We start from the raw sequence: 18362 nt of genomic DNA, 5'->3' as shown, positions 1-18362 counted from the left end.
AAACTCCTTCCCGAACCGGCGCTGCGGCTTGCCCATGAAATGCTCCTCTTTCCTTCAGAAGAGCTCTCCACTTTCCCGGGGCAAGTCCAGGATGGTGTTGGCGTCGGGCAGAATGGTGACGCGAGCGTAGTCGCATTTCGGGGTTTTGACGAAGGCCTCAGACATGCCTTTGGATTCCGGGCTGCGGACAGGCGTGAAGAGCAGCCGCAGGCCAAGGGCTCGGGCAGTATTGGCGGTGTCCCTGGCGATGTAGGCGCTGTGTTGTCCGATAGCTATTCGACACCGTGCGGGACCTTGGTGGTACCGAAGCGACGTTCGACAGCCGTCACCATCAGATCGCGAATCATCTCGCTGGAGATGTCTGCATGGGCGACGGCCGACGAAGCGATGACCTCTTGGTCGCAGGCATCCAAGACGAAGAGGACGCACACGACCCCGTGGTTGCGGGCGTAAATCTCCAGACGATCCGAGCACCAGCGGATGTTGGAGCGCAGCGCGATGACGATGCTGTCGTAGGTTCGACCGGACCGCTAAGCCGTATGGCGTTTGAGCCTCAGACCGTGATGCTGCATGATCCGCAGTACTTGTTTGGCGTTGACCGTCGGCTTCCCCTGCAGGCGTAGCTCCCGGTTCAGCAGCGCCGTGACGCGCCTGTAGCCGTAGGTCGGCCGAGCGCCCACGTAAGCGGCGGCAAGGAGCGCCTCGGCGGCATCACAAAGCGAAGCAACGTTCAACGGCGCTTGCTTCTGATGGTCGGTGCGACCTCGATCCTGAAGCAGCCAAGCGGCTCTAAGCTGCCGCTCTAGGCCGCCTCCCTGACTGCCTGTAAGCCCTACAAGGTCACAACCGTGGCGCTAGCCGCCTGTGAAAACAGACCCGTGGCTGTTCGATCGCCGCGCAAGATCTGGGCCCTACTTGTCAGGGGCGGGATTTACCGAGCCCCGACCCTGATGGCGGTCGCGTAGGGACAACAAGCTTTCCGGCACTTCGGCGCCGGAAGGAGCCAAGCAAGGTGCCCAAGCGTGATGACCCCGAGGGGCGACACCTCGATGTCGATCAGATCGTCCGTTGCCATGCGCCTATGAGCGCGTGACTTTGATTCAGGCGATCGACATTGCGAACCTCATCGTGGCCAGCGGTCTGGTTTCAGGACTCACAGCTCAGAGCCAAAATAGAACAGTGGCTGCGAGGGCGATGGCGGAGAAGAAGACGGTCGGACATCGGTCGTAGCGGGTCGCAACCCGCCGGTCTTCAGTCGCCCGAACACGACCTCGATGCGGTTGCGTCGCCGGTAGCAGCGTTTGTCGTGGCGTACCGGTGCGTTGCGCGACTTACGCCTTGTAATGCAACGCTTGATGCCCTTTGCTTGCCAGGCGTCTTGGAACCAGTCGTCGTCGTAGGCGCGATCACCCAGCAGCCATTGAGCCTTTGGGCAGATCGTCCAGAAACGCCACTGCCCAGTGTAGTTTAAGTTAGGGTCAGGACTTATAGCTTAGAGCCAGAATAGAACGGTGGCTGCAAGCGCGATGGCGGAGAAGAAGACAGTCGGGCACCGGTCGTAGCGGGTTGCGACGCGCCGCCAGTCCTTCAGCCGCCCGACATGATCTCGATGCGGTTGCGTCGCCGGTAGCGGCGTTTATCGTGGCGCACCGGCGCGTTGCGCGACTTGCGCCCTGGGATACAGGGCTTAATGCCATTCGCTTGCAAGGCGTCCCGGAACCAGTCGGCGTCGTAGCCCCGATCTCCGAGAAGCTACTACGCCTTGGGCAGATCGTCCAGCAAGGCTCCGGCCCCAGTGTAGTCGCTGACGGGCCCGGCGGTCAGAAAGAAGCTCAACGGGCGGCCGTTCGTATCAGCAATGGTGTGAAGCTTGGTGTTCATGCCGCCTTTGGTGCGGCCGATCAGGCGACCGAGACCCCCTTTTTGACCGCGAGGCTCGATACCGTGCGATGGGCCTTCAGATAGGTCGCATCGATCATGACGGTCCTAGGATCGGCACCGGCTGCTACCAGACCTTCCATCATTCGGACGGAGACGTCCGCTTCACCCCAACGCTTCCAGCGGTTGTAAAGCGTTATCGCAGGCCCATAGTCCCTGGGCGCACCCCGCCATCGCAGACCGTTGCGGTTGACGAAGATGATGCCGCTGAGAACCCGCTAGGACGCTGTTAGCGCCTGCTCCCGACTCTATGTCGATCGCTTTTTCGATGATGGAGAGCGAGATGCTGACGGATCAACAATGGGCTGTGCTGGAGCCGCTGATCGAGATCTGCCGCCCGCATGCCAAGGTCCCAAGCCCGCATCTGCGGCGCACGATCGAGGCCATCCTCTGGCGCCATCAGAATGGGGCGAAGTGGCGGTCCGTGCCGGCTGAACTCGGACCCTGGTGGATGGCAGCGCAGACCTTCATCCGCTGGTCGCGGCTGGGAGCCTGGGAAAGGCTGCTGGCCCTGGTCCAGGAGAACGGCATCAAGTTCGGCATGACCTTTCTCGACGGCACCAACATCCGAGCCCATCAAAAGGCGGCAGGCGCCAGTCGAAAGGGGGATCTGCGAAAGAGCGAGATGATCGTGAAGCGCTTGGCCGATCTCGTGGAGGCTATGGGACCAAAGCTTGCGTGATGGCCGATGGCGCAGGACATGCCATCGCCTTTCGTCTGGCGCCGGGACAGGCGCACGAACTGCCGCACGCCGTTCCACTTCTCGATCGTCTGTCGGATGTGCCCGAGTGGGTCGTGGCGGATCGCGGCTACACCAGCCACGCTTTCCGCCAGCACATCTGGGACATGGGATCGCGTCCCGCCATTCCGCCGCTGCGGCACGAGGCGCCGGTCGCCTGCCCGGAATGGATCTACAACAACCGCAACAAGGTCGAGCGGCTCTGGGCGCGGCTCAAGGAATGGCGCGCCGTCGCCACCCGATACGAGAAAACCGCCGCCAGCTTCCTCGGCGTCCTATGCCTCGCCGCCGCTCTGGACTGGCTCAAGCGCTAACAGACCCTAGTCATCGACCCGCGGTCTGCCGTGGCTCATGGGAAAGAACGGACGAAGCCGATTCAGCTGCTCGTCCGTCAGCCAGGACAGATCGCTCATATCCAGTCCCCCCGAACGGAACCTGAATCAGACGGCGCGCCTCAAATCAATGGATCCTGACACTAAAGACAAAATCTAACACGGCAAAACTCGTATTGAAATGTAAAATTATCCCGCTGCCAATATACAATTATATTTCTATTGCAGGACATTATAATTTGCCAGAATGAAATTAAGGCAGAAACAGTATATTATTATTGCATCATTATGGTTTCTTATTTTCAAAAACAACATTTTTGGAAGCGTTATAAATAGATTTCCCTTTTCTGCCGCAAAAAATAATGCATATTATGCGCAACCGGGAAGGGTGGTTCGGCGTTGACGCGTTTGTTATTCACACGTCTACTTTGCATTTTAACAATAAGATCTTGCGCACTCAATGTTTAAATATTTTTGTTTATATATTTTTTCAACAAGATAAGAACTAAAACTAAAACACAATCACCGTCCTTAACATCTTATGATAATTAATACTACATTATTTATGATAATGTGTTGTTATCAAGCTGTCGTCTCTGCCAGATTTTCTTTATCTGGACGGAAATTATTCCATCAATTCGAATTATGAAAACTAAACCGGAGGACATATGAGCGCGTTGTTTAATTTTCTTAGCAAGCAATTTCTGCTGGGCCAAATGAATCAGCAGCTCGGAATAAGCCAATTTGAAATCATTCCAGCAAATGTAGATGAGTCATATATTGACAAGATGTCCAAGGATACAGGTAACCCTTGGTTTGATTCAATGAATGAGTTCAAAAAAACCCCGGTGCATGGAGAAACTTTTACGACGATAGCAGTAAGCTGGATATGAAAGACGCCGGAGATATTCAAAGATACTTCGACAAAAACCCAAACGGACCTTTGGGCGACCCTTTAAGACCTGAGCCAAATCCAAATCAACCATTGCCACAGCCCCCCGCTGAACCACCTACCGCGCCGTCACCAGACCCGGAGCATCCTCAGCCTCCTGGGCCTGTTCCTATTCCGACGCCGCGACCAAATCCCAATCCAGTGCCAATACCAACACCTCGCCCAATTCCCAATCCTCCGATACCTACGCCACGCCCGATTGATCCAGTCGTGATTGATCTTGATGGTAACGGTGTGTCCCTTACGCAGTTAGCTGATTCCAGTGTCTATTTTGATTTGGATCAAGATGGATTTGCCGAACGTACAGCATGGGTGCAGCCGAGCGATGGTCTTCTATCTCTTGACAAAAATTTAAACGGCAAGATCGACGACGTATCTGAGTTGTTTGGAAACGAAAGCGAAATTGGCTTTGTAGCCCTTTCTGCTTATGACTCCAATGGGGATAAAGTAATCAACAAAGACGATAGCGTCTTTTCTAAATTAACGGTATGGAATGACTCAAATAGTAATGGCATTACGGACCAAGGCGAACTAAAATACCTAAAAGATCTTAACATTAAAGAAGTCGACACAAAATATCAGAGCGCAAGATTTCAGAATGCCGGTAACCCGGTAAACGCCGTTAGTAAGGTTACGTTTGAAAGCGGAGTGGTTCATGAGACGCAATCTGTATCTTTTGTTCTCAATCAATTTGCTTCAATCCAAATTTCGTCGCCAATTAACAATGACATAAAAAAATTATATGTTGCGGATGTGCAGGGGTCCGGCAACATGCATGCATTTTCTTATGCATATTCAATCAATTCAACTCTTTCTCAGAAATATGATGCATTACTTGATACGCTTGGTATCGGCGGTTTTAATAAATTATATGCAGATCTAGAAGGCGTCTTTATTGCATGGTCCGGAGCATCGGCTGCGGGTGTAAATAAATATGGCACCCTCGTTGATGGACGTAAGGTTGATGCGCTAGCTGCATACTTTGGACAAAACATCTGGGCCGATAGGGCAATCGATGCTGCAAGCGCTCGTCAGATCAACGACGTTTTTAAGAACGTGGTTGACATTTTTGCTTTGAAAATAGTCCCGCAACTTATACCATCACTTTATATGAAGGGCTTGCTTGATCAAAACGTTTCAGCGGACTCTCATAATTGGCTAATTCCATTTGCGGCATTTAGATATAATGCGGTGAATAATACGGTATCAGGCACGTTAAGAGACTTTGTTCAATTGGTTGAGGCCACTAGAACGGGTAATTTGGTTTCTGATGCGCATATGCTTAGAGATATTAAAAGTGCACTGAAGATTTTTGAGGGGCAGTCAAGCTACGAAGGTGCAAATGGTCTGTTCAAAGAATTGCATAATGTGATCGAATGGCTAGTTGTTAATAAAAATCTAGACTATGGAATATATGAGTTTTCGTTGTACAGAGATGGAGAGATTGTTTTAGGTGGAGTTGGTGATGATACCTTAAAAATTGGCGAGAACGGTTATGGAATAGGTAATGCGGGTCGCGATGCGATCGAAGGAAGTATCGGTGCAGAAATCCTTCGCGGTGGCCAGGGCAACGACAGTCTGAGCGGAGGCAGCGGCGACGACACCTACGTCTACGCCCGAGGCGACGGCAGCGACATCATCACCGAAGGAACCAACGCGGGCGCCGCCGACAAGCTCGTCCTCACCGGCATCAATCCGTCGGACGTCTCGCTGGTGCGTAACGGCAACCACCTCACCCTGGTCATCGCCCCTTCCGCTGCCGGCGCCGCCGACGGCGGCTCCATCCAGCTGCGCGATCAGATCGACACCTACTACAGCCAGGGCGTCGAGAGCGTCGTCTTCGACAACGGCACCATCTGGACGCAGGAGCAGATGCGTGCGCGTGTCATCGCCCAGGCTGCCACCAGCGGCAACGACACGATCGACGGCTCCAGCAACGCAGACACCATTCGAGGCGGTGGCGGCAACGACACGATCGACGGCGGCTTCAGTTCCGACACCTACGTCTACGCCCGGGGCGACGGCAGCGACACCATCACCGAAGGAACCAACGCGGGCTCCACCGACAAGCTCGTGCTCGAGGGTATCAACCCCGGTGCCGTCAGCTTCACCCGCAGCGGCAAGGCCGTCACACTGGTGATCGCCGAAAGCGCTCCCGGCGTCGGCGACGGTGGCGCGATCACCCTTCGGGACGGCGCGGAGACCTACTACGGACAGGGCGTTGAACAGGTCGTCTTCGCCGACGGAACGACCTGGTCCCAGGCCGACATCCGATTGAAGATCGCAAATGTACCCGTTGACCAAACGCTGCGCGGCACGGCGGGCAGCGACACTCTCAGCGGCACCTCGGGCAACGACGTCTTGGAAACGGGCACCGGCAACGATACCCTTCGAGGTGGAACCGGGTCTGACACCTACGTCTACAGCCGCGGCGACGGAAGCGACCTCATCGATGACGAGTCGGGATCCACGACCGAAGTCGATGTCCTGCGCTTCAAGAACCTCAATGCGTCCGACATCAGCCTCGCCCGGAATGGCGTCCATCTCGCCGTAACCGTCATCGCGACTGGAGAAGTGATCACGGTGGATGAGCAGTTCTACAGCACGACCGCCAACTGGGGCATCGACCGGTTCGAGTTCGCAGACGGTTCCAGCTGGAACCGCGCTGAGATCCAGGCAGCTGTTGGTAGACAGCCTGCTCTTGCTGGAACCGAAGGCAACGATACGCTGACGGGCACCAGTGGGGCCGACGTCATCAACGGGCTCGCCGGCAACGATGTCCTGAAGGGACTTGGCAGCGCCGACACGCTCGAGGGCGAAGCCGGCGACGACTTCCTGCAGGGCGGCTTCGGCAACGACGTGCAGACCGGCGGCGCGGGGAACGACACGTTCGCGTTCGACCCCGACTTCGGAAAGGACGTCGTCACCGACTTCGTGGCGGGCGCCGGGTCCGTCGACGTCATCCAGTTCGACAGCTCGGTCTTCGCGACCTATGCGGCGGTCGCGGCGGCGGCGACGCAGGTCGGATCCGACACGCTGATCACGGTCGACGCGGCCAACACGCTGACCCTGAAGAACGTCGCCCTCGCCAGCCTCCACGCAGACGACTTCCGCTTCGTCTGATCACGAAGGCGGAGAGCCGGCACGATGAACCTTTGGACCTGAATCCCCCATGACACCAGCTTCCAACGGCTCGTCGTCCGAGCTCTCCGCCGCCCTTCGCTCCTGCCGCGGCGCCTTCGTCGGCGTCGGGGCGATGAGCGGCATGCTGAACGTCCTCGCCCTCACCGGGTCGTTCTACATGCTGCAGGTCTACGATCGCGTCATTCCCAGCCGCAGCGTCTCGACGCTCATTGGCCTGTCGATCATCGTCGGCTTTCTCTTCGTCTTCCAAGGCGTCCTGGATGCGCTGCGCATGCGGGTTCTCAGCTGGAGCGCCGCGGTGATCGACGAACGCGTCGGTCGCCGCATCTTCGACATCTCGAGCCAGCTTCCGCTGAAGATGCGCGCCTCCGGCGACGGGTCGCAGGCCCAGCGCGACCTCGACCAGATCCGCGGCTATCTCTCCAGCGTCGGACCCACCGCCTTCTTCGACATGCCCTGGATGCCCCTCTATCTCGGCATCTGCTTTCTCTTCCATTTCTGGATCGGCATGCTGGCGACCGTCGGCGCCCTCGTCCTCTGCGCCCTGACGTTTCTCACCGAGCGCCTGACCGTCGGTCCGGCCAAGGAAGCCTCGAAGGCCGCGGTGGAGCGCAACATCCTCTCCGAAGCCAGTCGCCGCAATGCCGAGGTTCTTCAGGCGATGGGCTTCGCGGGACGCGTCGCCAACCGCTGGGAGACGGCCAACGCCCGTCTCCTCGGCAGCCAGCGCCGCGTCGGCAACGTCGCGGGCAGCCTCGGCAGCGCCTCGAAGATCTGCCGCATGATCCTCCAGTCGGCCATCCTCGCGCTCGGCGCCTGGCTGGTCATCCACGGCGAGGCCTCCGGCGGCATCATGATCGCCAGCTCGATCATGATGTCCCGGGCCCTCGCCCCCGTGGAACTCGCGATCGGCAGCTGGAAGGGCTTCGTCGGGGCCCGCCAGAGCTGGTCCCGCCTGAACAGGCTGATGGCCGCCATGCCCGGGCGCAGCGAGACGCTCACCCTTCCCGCCCCGAAGGCGAAGCTCACGGTCGAGGCGGTCAGTGTGGCGCCGCCCGGCGAGCAGCGTCTGTCCGTCACCGACGCCTCCTTCGAGCTCACCGCCGGCCAGGCGCTCGGCGTCATCGGCCCCAGCGCCTCCGGCAAATCCTCGCTCGCCCGCGCCCTGGTCGGCGTCTGGCCGACCTTGCGCGGCAAGGTGCGCCTCGACGGCGCTCCGCTCGACCGCTGGTCGCCCGAAGCCCTCGGTCCCCATATCGGCTACCTGCCGCAGGACATCGAACTCTTCGCCGGCACGATCTCGGAGAACATCGGGCGCTTCGAGGAAAGCCCGGACGCCTCCGCCATCATTGCGGCAGCCCAGGCCGCCGGCGTCCACGAGATGATCCTGCGTCTCTCCGACGGCTACGAGACGCAGGTCGGCGAGAGCGGCACCGTGCTTTCGGCGGGACAGCGCCAGCGCATCGCCCTCGCGCGCGCCCTCTACCGCGATCCCTTCCTCGTCGTGCTCGACGAGCCGAACTCGAACCTCGATGCCGAGGGCGAGGCGGCGTTGACGCAGGCCATTCTCGCGATCCGGGCCCGGGGCGGCATCGCCGTGGTGGTTGCCCATCGCCCGAGTGCGCTCTCGGGCGTCGATCACGTCCTCGCCATGGCCAACGGCCGGGTCCAGGCCTTCGGCCCGAAGGAGGAGGTGCTCGGCAAGGTTCTCCAGCGCCCGGCCCTCGCCGGCGGGCTTCGCGTCATGCCGTCCCCCGAAGGAAAGGCCTCCTGACATGGCGAACCCGTCCCCCGCCCATCGTGCCATCCGCCGCAACCTTCTCGCCGGCCTCGTCATGGTCGGCGTCCTCACGCTCGGCGCCGGCGGCTGGGCCGCCACGACCTCGCTGTCGGGCGCCGTCATCGCCAGCGGCACGCTCGTCGTGAACAGCTACGTGAAGAAGGTCCAGCATCCGACGGGCGGCATCGTCGCCGAGGTCCGCGTCCTCAACGGCAGCCATGTCGAGGCCGGCGACGTCCTCGTGCGTCTCGACGCGACGCAGACACGGGCGAACCTCGCGATCGTCGACAAGCGGCTGAACGAGCTGCAGGCGCGCGAGGCGCGGCTCGTCACCGAGCGCGACGCCGGATCGCAGATCGCCTTCGGACAGAGCTTCACGGCAGGGGCGGCGGATCCGGCGATCGTGAGGATCGTCTCGGGCGAGCGGCGCCTGTTCGAGGCCCGCCGGAGCTTCCGGGCGGGACAGATCGCCCAGCTCGGCGAGCGCGCCGCGCAGCTCGCGCAGGAGATCGAGGGGCTGGAGGCGCAGGTCGTCGGCAAGGACCGCGAGACCAGTCTGATCCTCGAGGAGCTCGCCGGCGTCCAGCAGCTTCTGGCGCAGGGCCTGATGCAGGTGACCCGGGTCAACAGCCTCGAGCGCGAGGCGGCGCGCCTCACCAGCGAGCGCGGGGCGCTCATCGCCTCCATCGCACAGGCAAGGGGCCGCATCGCCGAGACGCGGCTGCAGGTGATCCAGGTCGACGAGACCCTGCAGCAGGAGGTCGCCAACGAGCTCCGGGAGGTCGAGGGATCGATCGGCGAGTTCGAGGAACGGCGCGTCGCCGCGCTCGACCAGTTGAAGCGCATCGACATCCGGGCGCCGCAGGCCGGGATCGTGCACGAACTTGCCGTCCACACTGCGGACGCGGTGATCGCGCCCGGCGAGGCCGTCATGCTGATCGTGCCGGCGGCCGACAAGCTGGAGGCCGAGATCCGGATCGCGCCGCAGGACATCGATCAGCTCACGATCGGCCAGGGCGTTCGCCTGCGCTTCTCGGCCTTCGACCAGGGAACGACGCCGGAGGTGACGGGCACGATCGAGCGCATCGGCGCCGATCTCACCCACGAGCCGCAAACCGGCCTGTCCTACTACACGGTGCGCGCCGCGATCGGCGCCGACGAGGCGGCCAGGCTCGGCGCCGTGAAGCTCGTTCCCGGCATGCCGGTCGAGGCCTTCGTCAAGACCGGCGATCGCACGGCCCTGTCCTACGTCATCAAACCGCTTCGCGATCAGTTCGAACGGGCGTTCCGCGAGGGGTGACCCTTCGGCAGGGGAGGACGAGGTGGTAGGCTGCGGTTGCGTCGAGCGAACCGGCGCGAGAACCGGAGGGCTCGGCGGCATCGGCTCAGAACGGCAAGTCCCACTTCCAGCGGTCCTTGAGAGGAAGCTTCCGGCGAAGCGCGAGCCGACGCTCCCGCCAACCCGAAGCCGTCGGGGTGGAACGCGTCGTCGGCGCCTTCTCGATGGCCGTGACGGGGGCAGACAGAGGCATCACCACTTCGTCCCGACGATCGCGAGGAGCGGCCTGCGCAGCCTTTGAGACCTTCGGCGAGCCGGGTGTGTCGACATCCGACGCTGTGTCCAACTCCCATGCGGCCGACACGACGGCGCGGTCGATCGCATCGGCAGGTTCGACATCCGGGGAGGGCGCTCTCGGCTCGACCCGCGCCTCGAGGATCCGTCCCCGTAAGCCGCTCTCGGAAACGGTCTCGATCTCGCTGGCATGTGACGGCTCGGCGGTGGGGTTCGCCAACGCCTCCGCCCGTTCACGGGCCAGAGCGAGCTCGCGCATCTGTCGGCCTGCGGTGCCCGTCCAGATCGAGGGCGGGGTCGCGGTAGAGGGTCGCGAGCGGCGCTTGTGCTCGACGACAAAGGTTTTCAGAGGGCGCTTCATGGTGGTCCGTCAGGAAGGGAATGATACGCAGGCTGCGGCACCGGAGCAATCTCGGGCCAACGCTGCCGGCACTGTGCCACCGCGCCCTGACCCTCGCAACTGCGGTTGCAGGACCTGACGCCATTGCCGGTTGGCTTCCCTGCATTCCTGTGCGAACCCCGGGCTCAGTTTGAAGCGGAGAGCCATTGAATGAGATCGCAGACGGCCGAGACGGTAGAGATCCTGGAACAGACGGCGGAGATCACCGCCGCCTATGTCAGCAACAATCATCTGCCGCGCGAGGAAATCGCCGGTCTGATCGCTGTCATCCATGCCACGCTGGGCACGCTCGGCCAGCAGCCTGAGGCGGTGCCCGTTCCTGACGAGCCGCTCGTTCCCGCCGTCCCGATCCGCAAGTCGGTGACCCCGGACTACCTGATCTGTCTGGAAGACGGAAAATCGTTCAAGTCGCTGAAGCGTCATCTGATGACGCATTACGACCTGACGCCGGAGGCCTATCGCCGGAAGTGGGGTCTCCCGGCCGACTATCCGATGGTCGCCACCAACTATGCCGCCAGGCGCTCGGAACTCGCACGATCCCTCGGCCTCGGTCGCAAGGCCAGGCCGGTCGAGGACGGCTCGACGGACGAAGGCTAGGCAGACGTCACCCAGCTCCGGGACGGCGAGCGCCGCCCGGTTTCGTTCGGATGGTTCACAACGGTCCGGTCTGGTTTGGTTCGTTCGAAACCCCTGACCGCACCGGCGGAAGGGTGGTTTCGCACGGCATACTCAAACCACACCAGATGGGACGAAGTGTGAACCGGTGGGTTTCGACTTGGTGAAGACCTTGCAGACGTCGCAAAACCGGCTTTCCGCGACGTTGAAAAATCAGGCGCGAAATCGCGAAACAACTCGTGATTTTCGCGATTCAGCTACAGCAAGGTGGGGTGGAAAGCTTCCGGTCCGCTTCCAAAGCAGCTTCGTAAAAAGCTGCCAGAACTGATGACGAAGAAGCCAACGCCGCAATGACCGTAAGAGGTCGGCACAGGGTGGTGTGAGCAGGGGGAGAGGGAGAGAAAAAAGGGAAACCGACGAAACCACGTGACAGCATAGATCGCAGCTCGATAGAGTTCAAAACTCGCAGATTAAATCTGCTGGCTTAGAAATGTCTTCGAACAAAGGAATATAAATTGAGTTCGATCCATTCCTACTGGCCAGGCATCATGCTTGCCTACACGACCTACGCTGTCTCGGCCATCAGTCCAGGACCAGCGATGTTGGCGACAATGGGAACCGCAATGGAATCGGGACGCAAGGCCGGCATCATGCTCGGACTTGGTATCGCATTCAGTGCACTTGTGTGGGGTATCCTTGCGTTTCTTGGTCTATCTACCCTGTTGTCAGCCTACGCTGGGGTGCTGGATATTATCCGATTTTTTGGATGTCTGTACTTATTATATCTCGCGTACAAATCGTTCTCTGCTGCATTTTCAAAATATGAAATATCAGCAGATTTAACGGGAAGAACTGAAGTAAGATCGATCAAAGTTTTTACACGAGGATGCCTTTTGAATCTAGCCAACCCAAAAGCGGTCCTCACTTGGGTTGCCATTCTCGCTCTTGCAATTGAGCCTGGCGCTCCTTTGTGGACAATAGCTGCCGTTCTTGCCGGAACAATTACATTCTCAATTGCTTTTTACACGTTAATAGCTGTGAATTTTTCTACACCAAAGATGGTTTCCGCCTATAGCCGTTTACGTCGATGGATCGACGGTACGCTGGGCGTCGTCTTTACCTTCTCTGCTTACAAACTGGCCAGAGACTGAGGCCCGAAGGTCCAGCCCTCCACCCTTTCCATAATTCGAACATGCTTCGCCTAGCCGTCCTTGTAGCCGAGACTGCGAATTTAAGCCGATCGGACGTAAGCTTTTGCGCGGCGCTCCAACTCGGCCGTCAGGCTGATGAAGGGAGCGGGACCAAGGCTGATACGGGAGACACCAACCTTGGCCAGCTCGTGTATCCGTTCGGGATTGGGCGCCGTTGCAAAATCTAGATCGCAGTGAGAGCTTGGCGCTGTCGAAGCGGCGGATAGCGAGGGCTCGGGCATGAGTTTGGCGTTCAAGGGCCGGCATTTCGCTCCCGATATCATCCTGCTCTGCATGCGCTGGTACTGCCGTTATGCGCTGAGCTACCGCGACCTCGCGGAGATGATGGCCGAACGCGGCCTCTCGGTCGATCACACCACGATCTACCGATGGGTCCAGCACTACGCCCCCGAGCTCGACCGACGCGTCCAGTGGTGCCGGGATCGTAACAGCGGAAGCTGGTACGTCGATGAGACCTACGTGAAGGTCCGGGGTGAGTGGATGTATCTCTACCGCGCGATCGGTGACCGAGGCGAAACGCTCGATTTTCAGCTGTCGCAAAAGCGGACGACGAAGGCGGCCAAACGCTTCCTCGTCAAGGCTTTGAACCGGTCGCCGCATAACAGGCCTTCGGTGATTTCGACGGACAAGAACCCGGCCTACAACGAGGCGATCGCTTCAATACGGCGAGAGGGACGGCTCGCGGCGAGCTGCCAGCACCGGCAGATCAAATACCTGAACAATCGGCTCGAGTCCGATCATGGGAAGCTCAAACAGCGGATCCGCCCGGTGCGGGGCTTCCAGTCTCAGAAAACGGCGCACAACGCCATTCGAGGGTTCGAAACGATGCGAATGTTCCGGAAGGGGCAATTCCGCTCAATGGTCGACAGCCTCGCCGGCGGATCGGAAGCCCGCTTCATTGGAAGGCTGTTCCAGGTGTTCGTCGCCTGAAAATGGAACAGAACGGGATCATTGCGGCCGGATCGGCTATTCGCAACGGAGCCGGTCTGCTCGTCGGCAAGCGCGCTGCCACGCATTGGAACGCGATGGACTTCCTTCCAGCCTTTGGTGCCGTCCCGGCTTTCGAGCGCGTCGTGCGGGACGGGTCCCTGATCACCGCTGGCGGGGTGACGTCGGGCATCGATTTCGGACTGGTGGTCGTCGCCGAACTTCTAGGGCGTGAGGAGGCTGAGACGATCCAGCTCTGCCTGGAATACGCCCCCGCGCCACCGTTCAATGCGGGTCTGCCGGGCTCGGCCCCGGCTGCGGTCGTCGAGGCGGCGAAGGCCCGCATGCTGGGCTCGCGAGCGGAGCGCAAGGCGCTGATCGATCACGGGTCCTGACGCGCCAAGCATGGCGTTCCGCTCGTCTGACGATTTCTTGGAAGGTTCAGTCCGATGCTCCCCCCAACCGCGACCCTCCTGGTGATCGACGTGCAGAACGGCTTTGCCGATCCCGCCTGGGGGCAACGCAACAATCCCGACGCGGAGCGGAACGTCGCCTTGCTGATCGCAGCCTGGCGGCGCGACGGACGCCCGGTCCGCCACGTCCACCACGCCTCGCGCTCACCTGCGGGATACTTCTGCGCGGGAACGAACGGCCACGAGCCGATGCCGGACGCGATGCCGCTATCGGGCGAACCGATCCACGTGAAGGAGGTCAACAGCGCCTTCATCGGTACAACCCTGGAACAGGATCTGCGAGCCGATGGCGTCGACACATTGATCGTCGTCGGGCTGACGACGAACCACTGCGTTTCCACGACGGTTCGCATGGCCGGCAATCTCGGGTTCACGACCTTTGTCGTGGAGGATGCGACGGCCACCTTTGATCGCCGGGGACTCGACGGAGTTATGCGCCCAACCGCCGAGGTGCACGCCGCCGCGCTCAGCGACCTTTCCGACGAGTTCGCCACAGTCGTGAGCACCAAAACGGCCCTCGCATTCCTCGCCCTTCCCGCCTCGACGAAGGCCTGAAGCACTGCTCCCCAACAATGCTGGCCTAATCTGCCCATAGCGGGCCCTATTGAAACCACCCCGTCCGGTCTCGGGCGGAAGAGGAAGCAAATGCCCGGAAGCGGTCCATCCGCTTTCGACCCTTTAGTGCCCCTCCGACCGACGCTCGGGATTGCCGAAAGCGGACCTCGTCCTTCCCTCCGGCCTTCTCATCGCGTACCCGCCGTCCTGTTGTGTTCAGGGGGACGGATATGGGGGGATTGTCATCGGTGGGGTTCGGTAGGGCCATGATCGTGCTGGCCGTTCTCATGCAGGCGCTCGGCAAGGTCGCCTACGGGACGTGGCTGGTCGCCGTTCCCTCAAATCTCTTCGTGTTTCTCAGCTTCGCTCTGACGGCGGCATTCTTTCTGGTCATGTCGCGGCGCGGCATTGGCGAGCATGCCTGGGGTCCGCTTCTTCTCTTGAACGCCGCGACGGCGCTAACCTTCATCACCTTCTTCTACGCCCTGAAGCTGATCGAACCTGCGATCGTCGGGGCGGTTGAGATCGGTATCGGTCCGGTGATCGTGGTCCTGATTGCGCTTGCAACGACGGGCGAGCGCCCATCGCGCCTTCGCGTCATCGTGTGCCTTGGCATCCTGGTGGGCTGTGCGGTGCTGGCGCTGGCGGCGCTTCAGGGAAGCGGCTTCGCCTCGTTCGGTCCGCAGGCCTGGATCGGGCTTGGTGCAAGCGTAGCCGCCGGCATCGGTGCCGTCCTCATCACCATGTCGTCGCGAGCGCTACTGAACCGGGGCTGGCGGTTCGGAGCGGTCCTGGCGCATCGGTTTTACGTGATCCTGCCAGTCTCGCTCGTCCTGACTCTTGGTAGTGGAGGCGAGCCTATCGAATGGACGGGCGGGCTCGCCGCAACGCTTCTGGTCGTGTCCGTCATCGGCGTCTTGGCGCCGCTGTATCTGCTTCAGGTCGGGATCGGGAGGTGCGATGCCTACACGGTTATGGTGACCATGGCAGCGTTGCCCGTTCTCACCTTCGTGATCGAGGGTTTCTCGCCTGCCTACGTTTGGTCGGGGTTGACGGCATTGGGTGTTGCGATCGTGTCGGGGTTCCTGTTGCTGGACGTGGCTACTAAACCTCGCTGACCAACGTCCGCTATCGTACACCTAAGCTCCATAGCGGACTGTCGAGTTCCTACCCCGTCCGGTCTCGGGCGGGAGGGGGAGCAGACGCCTGGAAGCGGCCTATCTTCATTTGTTCGATGAGAGACGAAGCAGCGAGATATGTGCCGGTTCCACGCTCGATCGCTATCCATTTCGGCTCCGTTGCGAATAGCCAATCAGGCCGCAATGATCCCCTTCTGTTCTAATTTCAGGCGATGAACACCTGAAACAGCCTTCCAATGAAGCGAGCCTCCGATCCACCGGCCAGACTGTCGACCATCGAGCGGAACTGGCCCTTCCGGAACATCCGCATCGTCTCGAACCCTCGAATGGCGTTGTGAGCCGTCTTCTGGGATTGAAAGCCTCGCACGGGGCGGATCCGCTGCTTGAGCTTCCCATGATCGAACTCGAGCCGATTGTTCAGATATTTGACCTGCCGGTGCTGACAGGTCGCCGCGAGCCGACCTTCTCGTCTTAGCGAGGCGATCGCCTCGTTGTAGGCCGGGTTCTTGTCCGTCGAAATCACCGAGGGTCGGTTATGGGGCGACCGGTTCAAAGCCTTGACGAGGAAGCGTTTGGCCGCCTTCGTCGTCCGCTTTTGCGATAGCTGGAAGTCGAGCGTCTCGCCGTGGTCTCCGATGGCGCGGTAGAGGTACATCCATTCGCCGCGCACCTTCACGTAGGTCTCGTCGACATACCAGCTGCCGCTGTTGCGGTTCCGGCACCACTGGACGCGGCGGTCGAGCTCGGGGGCATAGTGCTGAACCCATCGGTAGATCGTGGTGTGATCGACCGAGAGGCCGCGCTCGGCCATCATCTCCTCGATATCGCGATAGCTCAGCGCGTAGCGGCAGTACCAGCGCATGCACAGGAGGATGATGTCGGGAGCGAAGTGCCGGCCCTTGAACGCCAAACTCATGCCTTGCCCTCGCTGGCTGCCGGCTTCACCGTGGTAAGCTCACACTGCCTTCGGCACTTTGCAACAGAGCCGATCATAACGTTGCACGGTGCATATGTTGCGTGAAACGGGCGGGTCGATCGGATGGCCCGCGCCTTAGAGCTTGGCGTCTTTCAGCACGTCGTTGATGCGCGTCTGCCAGCCCTTGCCGGTAGCCTTGAACTTGGCGATCACGTCGGCATCGAGCCGAAGGGAAACATGCTGGCGTGGGCTGGCGACGGGCGGGCGGCCGCGTGCGCGCTTGATGCTTTCCGCGAGGGCAGGGAAGGCGTCGGCGAACGGCCTGGCCTGCGCGAGTTCGGCGTCGGTCGCCTCCGGTGCGTCGGGATCGGCGGCAATCATTTGCTGAATGCGGGCTTCCTCGGCGTTACTGAGAGGCTTTGCGATCTTGAGCGTCTTGCTCATAACAAGCTCCTTTCCTTGCGGCTGGCACGGCGCATCGAGACGATGGCGATGCCTTCCGAACCGAGTGGCGAGAACACGACCGCGATGATGGTTTCGCCGAATGGCCCGATCGCCATGCTGCGGCCAGCCTTCGCCGGGATCACGACCGAGCCGGCGAAGAACGCCATGTCGAGGTCGGCGAAATCCAACCCCTCATGGATGGCGATGTTCTTCATCCGCTTTGGCTGATCGAACGTGATCTTCATGGGAATATGTGTAGCACGATAAATCGACGGCGCAACATATAAGTGCTACGATAATACCGCCCTCAGTGCGTATGAAACGCAGTGACGTGTTCTATGCCGTCACGGCCAGCCGGGCTCTGTTGCAAAGATGCGAAGGCAGTGAGAGCCTGTGTCTCGAAGACGGCGGACAGCGAGGGCTCGAGCATGAGTTTGGCGTTCAAGGGCCGGCACTTCGCTCCCGACATCATCCTGCTCTGCATGCGCTGGTACTGCCGCTACGCGCTGAGCTATCGCGATCTCGAGGAGATGATGGCCGAACGCGGCCTCTCGGTCGATCACACCACGATCTACCGATGGGTTCAGCACTACGCCCCCGAGCTCGACCGACGCGTCCAGTGGTGCCGAGATCGCAACAGCGGCAGCTGGTACGTCGATGAGACTTGACGGAAGGTGCGCGGTGAGTGGATGTACCTCTACCGCGCGATCGGTGACCGAGGTGAGACGCGCGACTTCCAGCTGTCGCAAAAGCGGACGACGAAGGCCGCCAGACGCTTCCTCGTCAAGGCTTTGAACCGGTCGCCGCATAACCGGCCGTCAGTGATTTCGACCGACAAGAACCCGGCCTACAACGAGGCGATCGCCTCGTTGCGGCGAGAGGGGCGGCTCGCCGCAACCTGCCAGCACCGGGAGGTCAAATACCTGAACAACCGCCTCGAGTCCGACCATGGCAAGCTCAAGCAGCGGATCCGCCCGGTGCGGGGCTTCCAGTCTCAGAAAACGGCGCACAACGCCATTCGGGGCTTCGAGACGATGCGGATGTTCCGGAAGGGGCAGTTCCGCTCGATGGTCGACAGCCTGGCCGGCGGATCGGAAGCGCGCTTCATCGGACGGCTGTTCCAGGTGTTCGTCGCCTGAAATTGGAACAGAACGGGATCATTGTGGCCTGATCGGCTATTCGCAACGGAGCCTCATAACCTGCCTTCGAACCCGATCCTCCAGA

General features: G+C 60.5%; 15 protein-coding genes and 5 pseudogenes. 12 read left to right on the top strand and 8 right to left on the bottom strand.

Translation table 11 applies throughout. The features are described from left to right. Positions 1 to 81 precede the first annotated feature (81 nt). From GGR04_RS24125 to GGR04_RS22200, 3 pseudogenes are all read right to left on the bottom strand, one after another. Positions 82 to 680 (bottom strand): annotated as a pseudogene (locus GGR04_RS24125) (DDE-type integrase/transposase/recombinase); the annotation flags it as partial. Between the two features lie 480 nt (positions 681 to 1160). Continuing rightward, positions 1161 to 1468, bottom strand: a pseudogene (locus GGR04_RS22205) (transposase); the annotation flags it as partial. Between the two features lie 24 nt (positions 1469 to 1492). Then, a pseudogene (locus GGR04_RS22200) lies at positions 1493 to 2156 on the bottom strand (IS5 family transposase); the annotation flags it as partial. Between the two features lie 65 nt (positions 2157 to 2221). On the opposite strand from GGR04_RS22200, the gene GGR04_RS22195 reads away from it, so the two are divergent. Beyond that, positions 2222 to 2991 (top strand): IS5 family transposase gene (locus tag GGR04_RS22195; protein ID WP_183202584.1). Its coding sequence is split into 2 segments (ribosomal slippage): positions 2222 to 2537 and positions 2537 to 2991, totalling 771 coding nucleotides; the frame shifts between segments, so codons are not numbered across the junction. Positions 2992 to 3000: 9 nt separating this feature from the next. Here GGR04_RS22195 and GGR04_RS22190 read toward each other — a convergent pair. Further along, positions 3001 to 3090, bottom strand: a pseudogene (locus tag GGR04_RS22190) (IS5/IS1182 family transposase); the annotation flags it as partial. Between the two features lie 587 nt (positions 3091 to 3677). On the opposite strand from GGR04_RS22190, the gene GGR04_RS22185 reads away from it, so the two are divergent. From GGR04_RS22185 to GGR04_RS22170, 4 genes are all read left to right on the top strand, one after another. Continuing rightward, positions 3678 to 3902, top strand: coding sequence for a hypothetical protein (locus tag GGR04_RS22185; protein ID WP_183202580.1), 225 nt, complete (start codon positions 3678 to 3680; stop codon positions 3900 to 3902). A gap of 269 nt (positions 3903 to 4171) precedes the next feature. After that, on the top strand, positions 4172 to 7084 hold the full coding sequence (locus GGR04_RS24495) for a calcium-binding protein (protein WP_183202578.1): 2913 nt from the start codon (positions 4172 to 4174) through the stop codon (positions 7082 to 7084). A gap of 49 nt (positions 7085 to 7133) precedes the next feature. Then, positions 7134 to 8879, top strand: coding sequence for a type I secretion system permease/ATPase (locus tag GGR04_RS22175; protein WP_183202576.1), 1746 nt, complete (start codon positions 7134 to 7136; stop codon positions 8877 to 8879). 1 nt (position 8880) lies between these two features. Continuing rightward, positions 8881 to 10185, top strand: a complete 1305-nt coding sequence (locus tag GGR04_RS22170; RefSeq protein WP_183202574.1) for an HlyD family type I secretion periplasmic adaptor subunit — start codon at positions 8881 to 8883, stop codon at positions 10183 to 10185. Positions 10186 to 10270: 85 nt separating this feature from the next. Here the strand turns inward: GGR04_RS22170 and GGR04_RS22165 are convergent, their stop codons facing one another. Next, positions 10271 to 10819: a hypothetical protein gene (locus GGR04_RS22165; protein ID WP_183202572.1), complete on the bottom strand. Its 549-nt coding sequence runs from the start codon at positions 10817 to 10819 to the stop codon at positions 10271 to 10273. Positions 10820 to 11008: 189 nt separating this feature from the next. Here GGR04_RS22165 and GGR04_RS22160 point away from each other — a divergent pair, with 189 nt between their 5' ends. The 6 genes from GGR04_RS22160 (at position 11009) to GGR04_RS22135 (ending at position 15757) form a co-directional block, all read left to right on the top strand. After that, entirely contained in the window at positions 11009 to 11455 is a 447-nt protein-coding gene (locus GGR04_RS22160) for a Ros/MucR family transcriptional regulator (protein ID WP_183202570.1), read from the top strand. Positions 11456 to 11988: 533 nt separating this feature from the next. Next, a complete protein-coding gene (locus tag GGR04_RS22155; protein WP_210291930.1) occupies positions 11989 to 12624 on the top strand; it encodes a LysE family translocator in 636 nt (211 codons plus the stop codon). Positions 12625 to 12903: 279 nt separating this feature from the next. After that, positions 12904 to 13614: an IS6 family transposase gene (locus GGR04_RS22150; protein ID WP_183202566.1), complete on the top strand. Its 711-nt coding sequence runs from the start codon at positions 12904 to 12906 to the stop codon at positions 13612 to 13614. 95 nt (positions 13615 to 13709) lie between these two features. After that, entirely contained in the window at positions 13710 to 14006 is a 297-nt protein-coding gene (locus GGR04_RS22145; protein ID WP_183202564.1) for a type 1 glutamine amidotransferase family protein, read from the top strand. 81 nt (positions 14007 to 14087) lie between these two features. Beyond that, the gene (locus GGR04_RS22140) at positions 14088 to 14639 is read left to right on the top strand and encodes a cysteine hydrolase family protein (protein WP_312857509.1); all 552 of its coding nucleotides are present in this window, start codon (positions 14088 to 14090) and stop codon (positions 14637 to 14639) included. Positions 14640 to 14905: 266 nt separating this feature from the next. Further along, entirely contained in the window at positions 14906 to 15757 is an 852-nt protein-coding gene (locus GGR04_RS22135) for a DMT family transporter (RefSeq protein WP_183202560.1), read from the top strand. Between the two features lie 226 nt (positions 15758 to 15983). Here the strand turns inward: GGR04_RS22135 and GGR04_RS22130 are convergent, their stop codons facing one another. The 3 genes from GGR04_RS22130 to GGR04_RS22120 form a co-directional block, all read right to left on the bottom strand. After that, entirely contained in the window at positions 15984 to 16694 is a 711-nt protein-coding gene (locus tag GGR04_RS22130; RefSeq protein WP_183202558.1) for an IS6 family transposase, read from the bottom strand. Between the two features lie 135 nt (positions 16695 to 16829). Further along, positions 16830 to 17138, bottom strand: a complete 309-nt coding sequence (locus GGR04_RS22125; protein ID WP_183202556.1) for a BrnA antitoxin family protein — start codon at positions 17136 to 17138, stop codon at positions 16830 to 16832. Further along, a complete protein-coding gene (locus GGR04_RS22120) occupies positions 17135 to 17383 on the bottom strand; it encodes a BrnT family toxin (RefSeq protein WP_183202555.1) in 249 nt (82 codons plus the stop codon). Before GGR04_RS22120 ends, GGR04_RS22125 begins: the two co-directional genes overlap by 4 nt. 183 nt (positions 17384 to 17566) lie before the next feature. Between GGR04_RS22120 and GGR04_RS22115 the strand changes: the two are divergent. Continuing rightward, positions 17567 to 18277, top strand: a pseudogene (locus GGR04_RS22115) (IS6 family transposase). The last annotated feature ends 85 nt before the right edge of the window (positions 18278 to 18362 follow it).

It is taken from the genome of Aureimonas pseudogalii (assembly GCF_014196835.1).
Lineage (GTDB): Bacteria > Pseudomonadota > Alphaproteobacteria > Rhizobiales > Rhizobiaceae > Aureimonas > Aureimonas pseudogalii.
The sequence above is the reverse complement of the archived record's forward strand: the minus strand, read 5'-3'. Positions and strand labels throughout refer to the sequence as shown.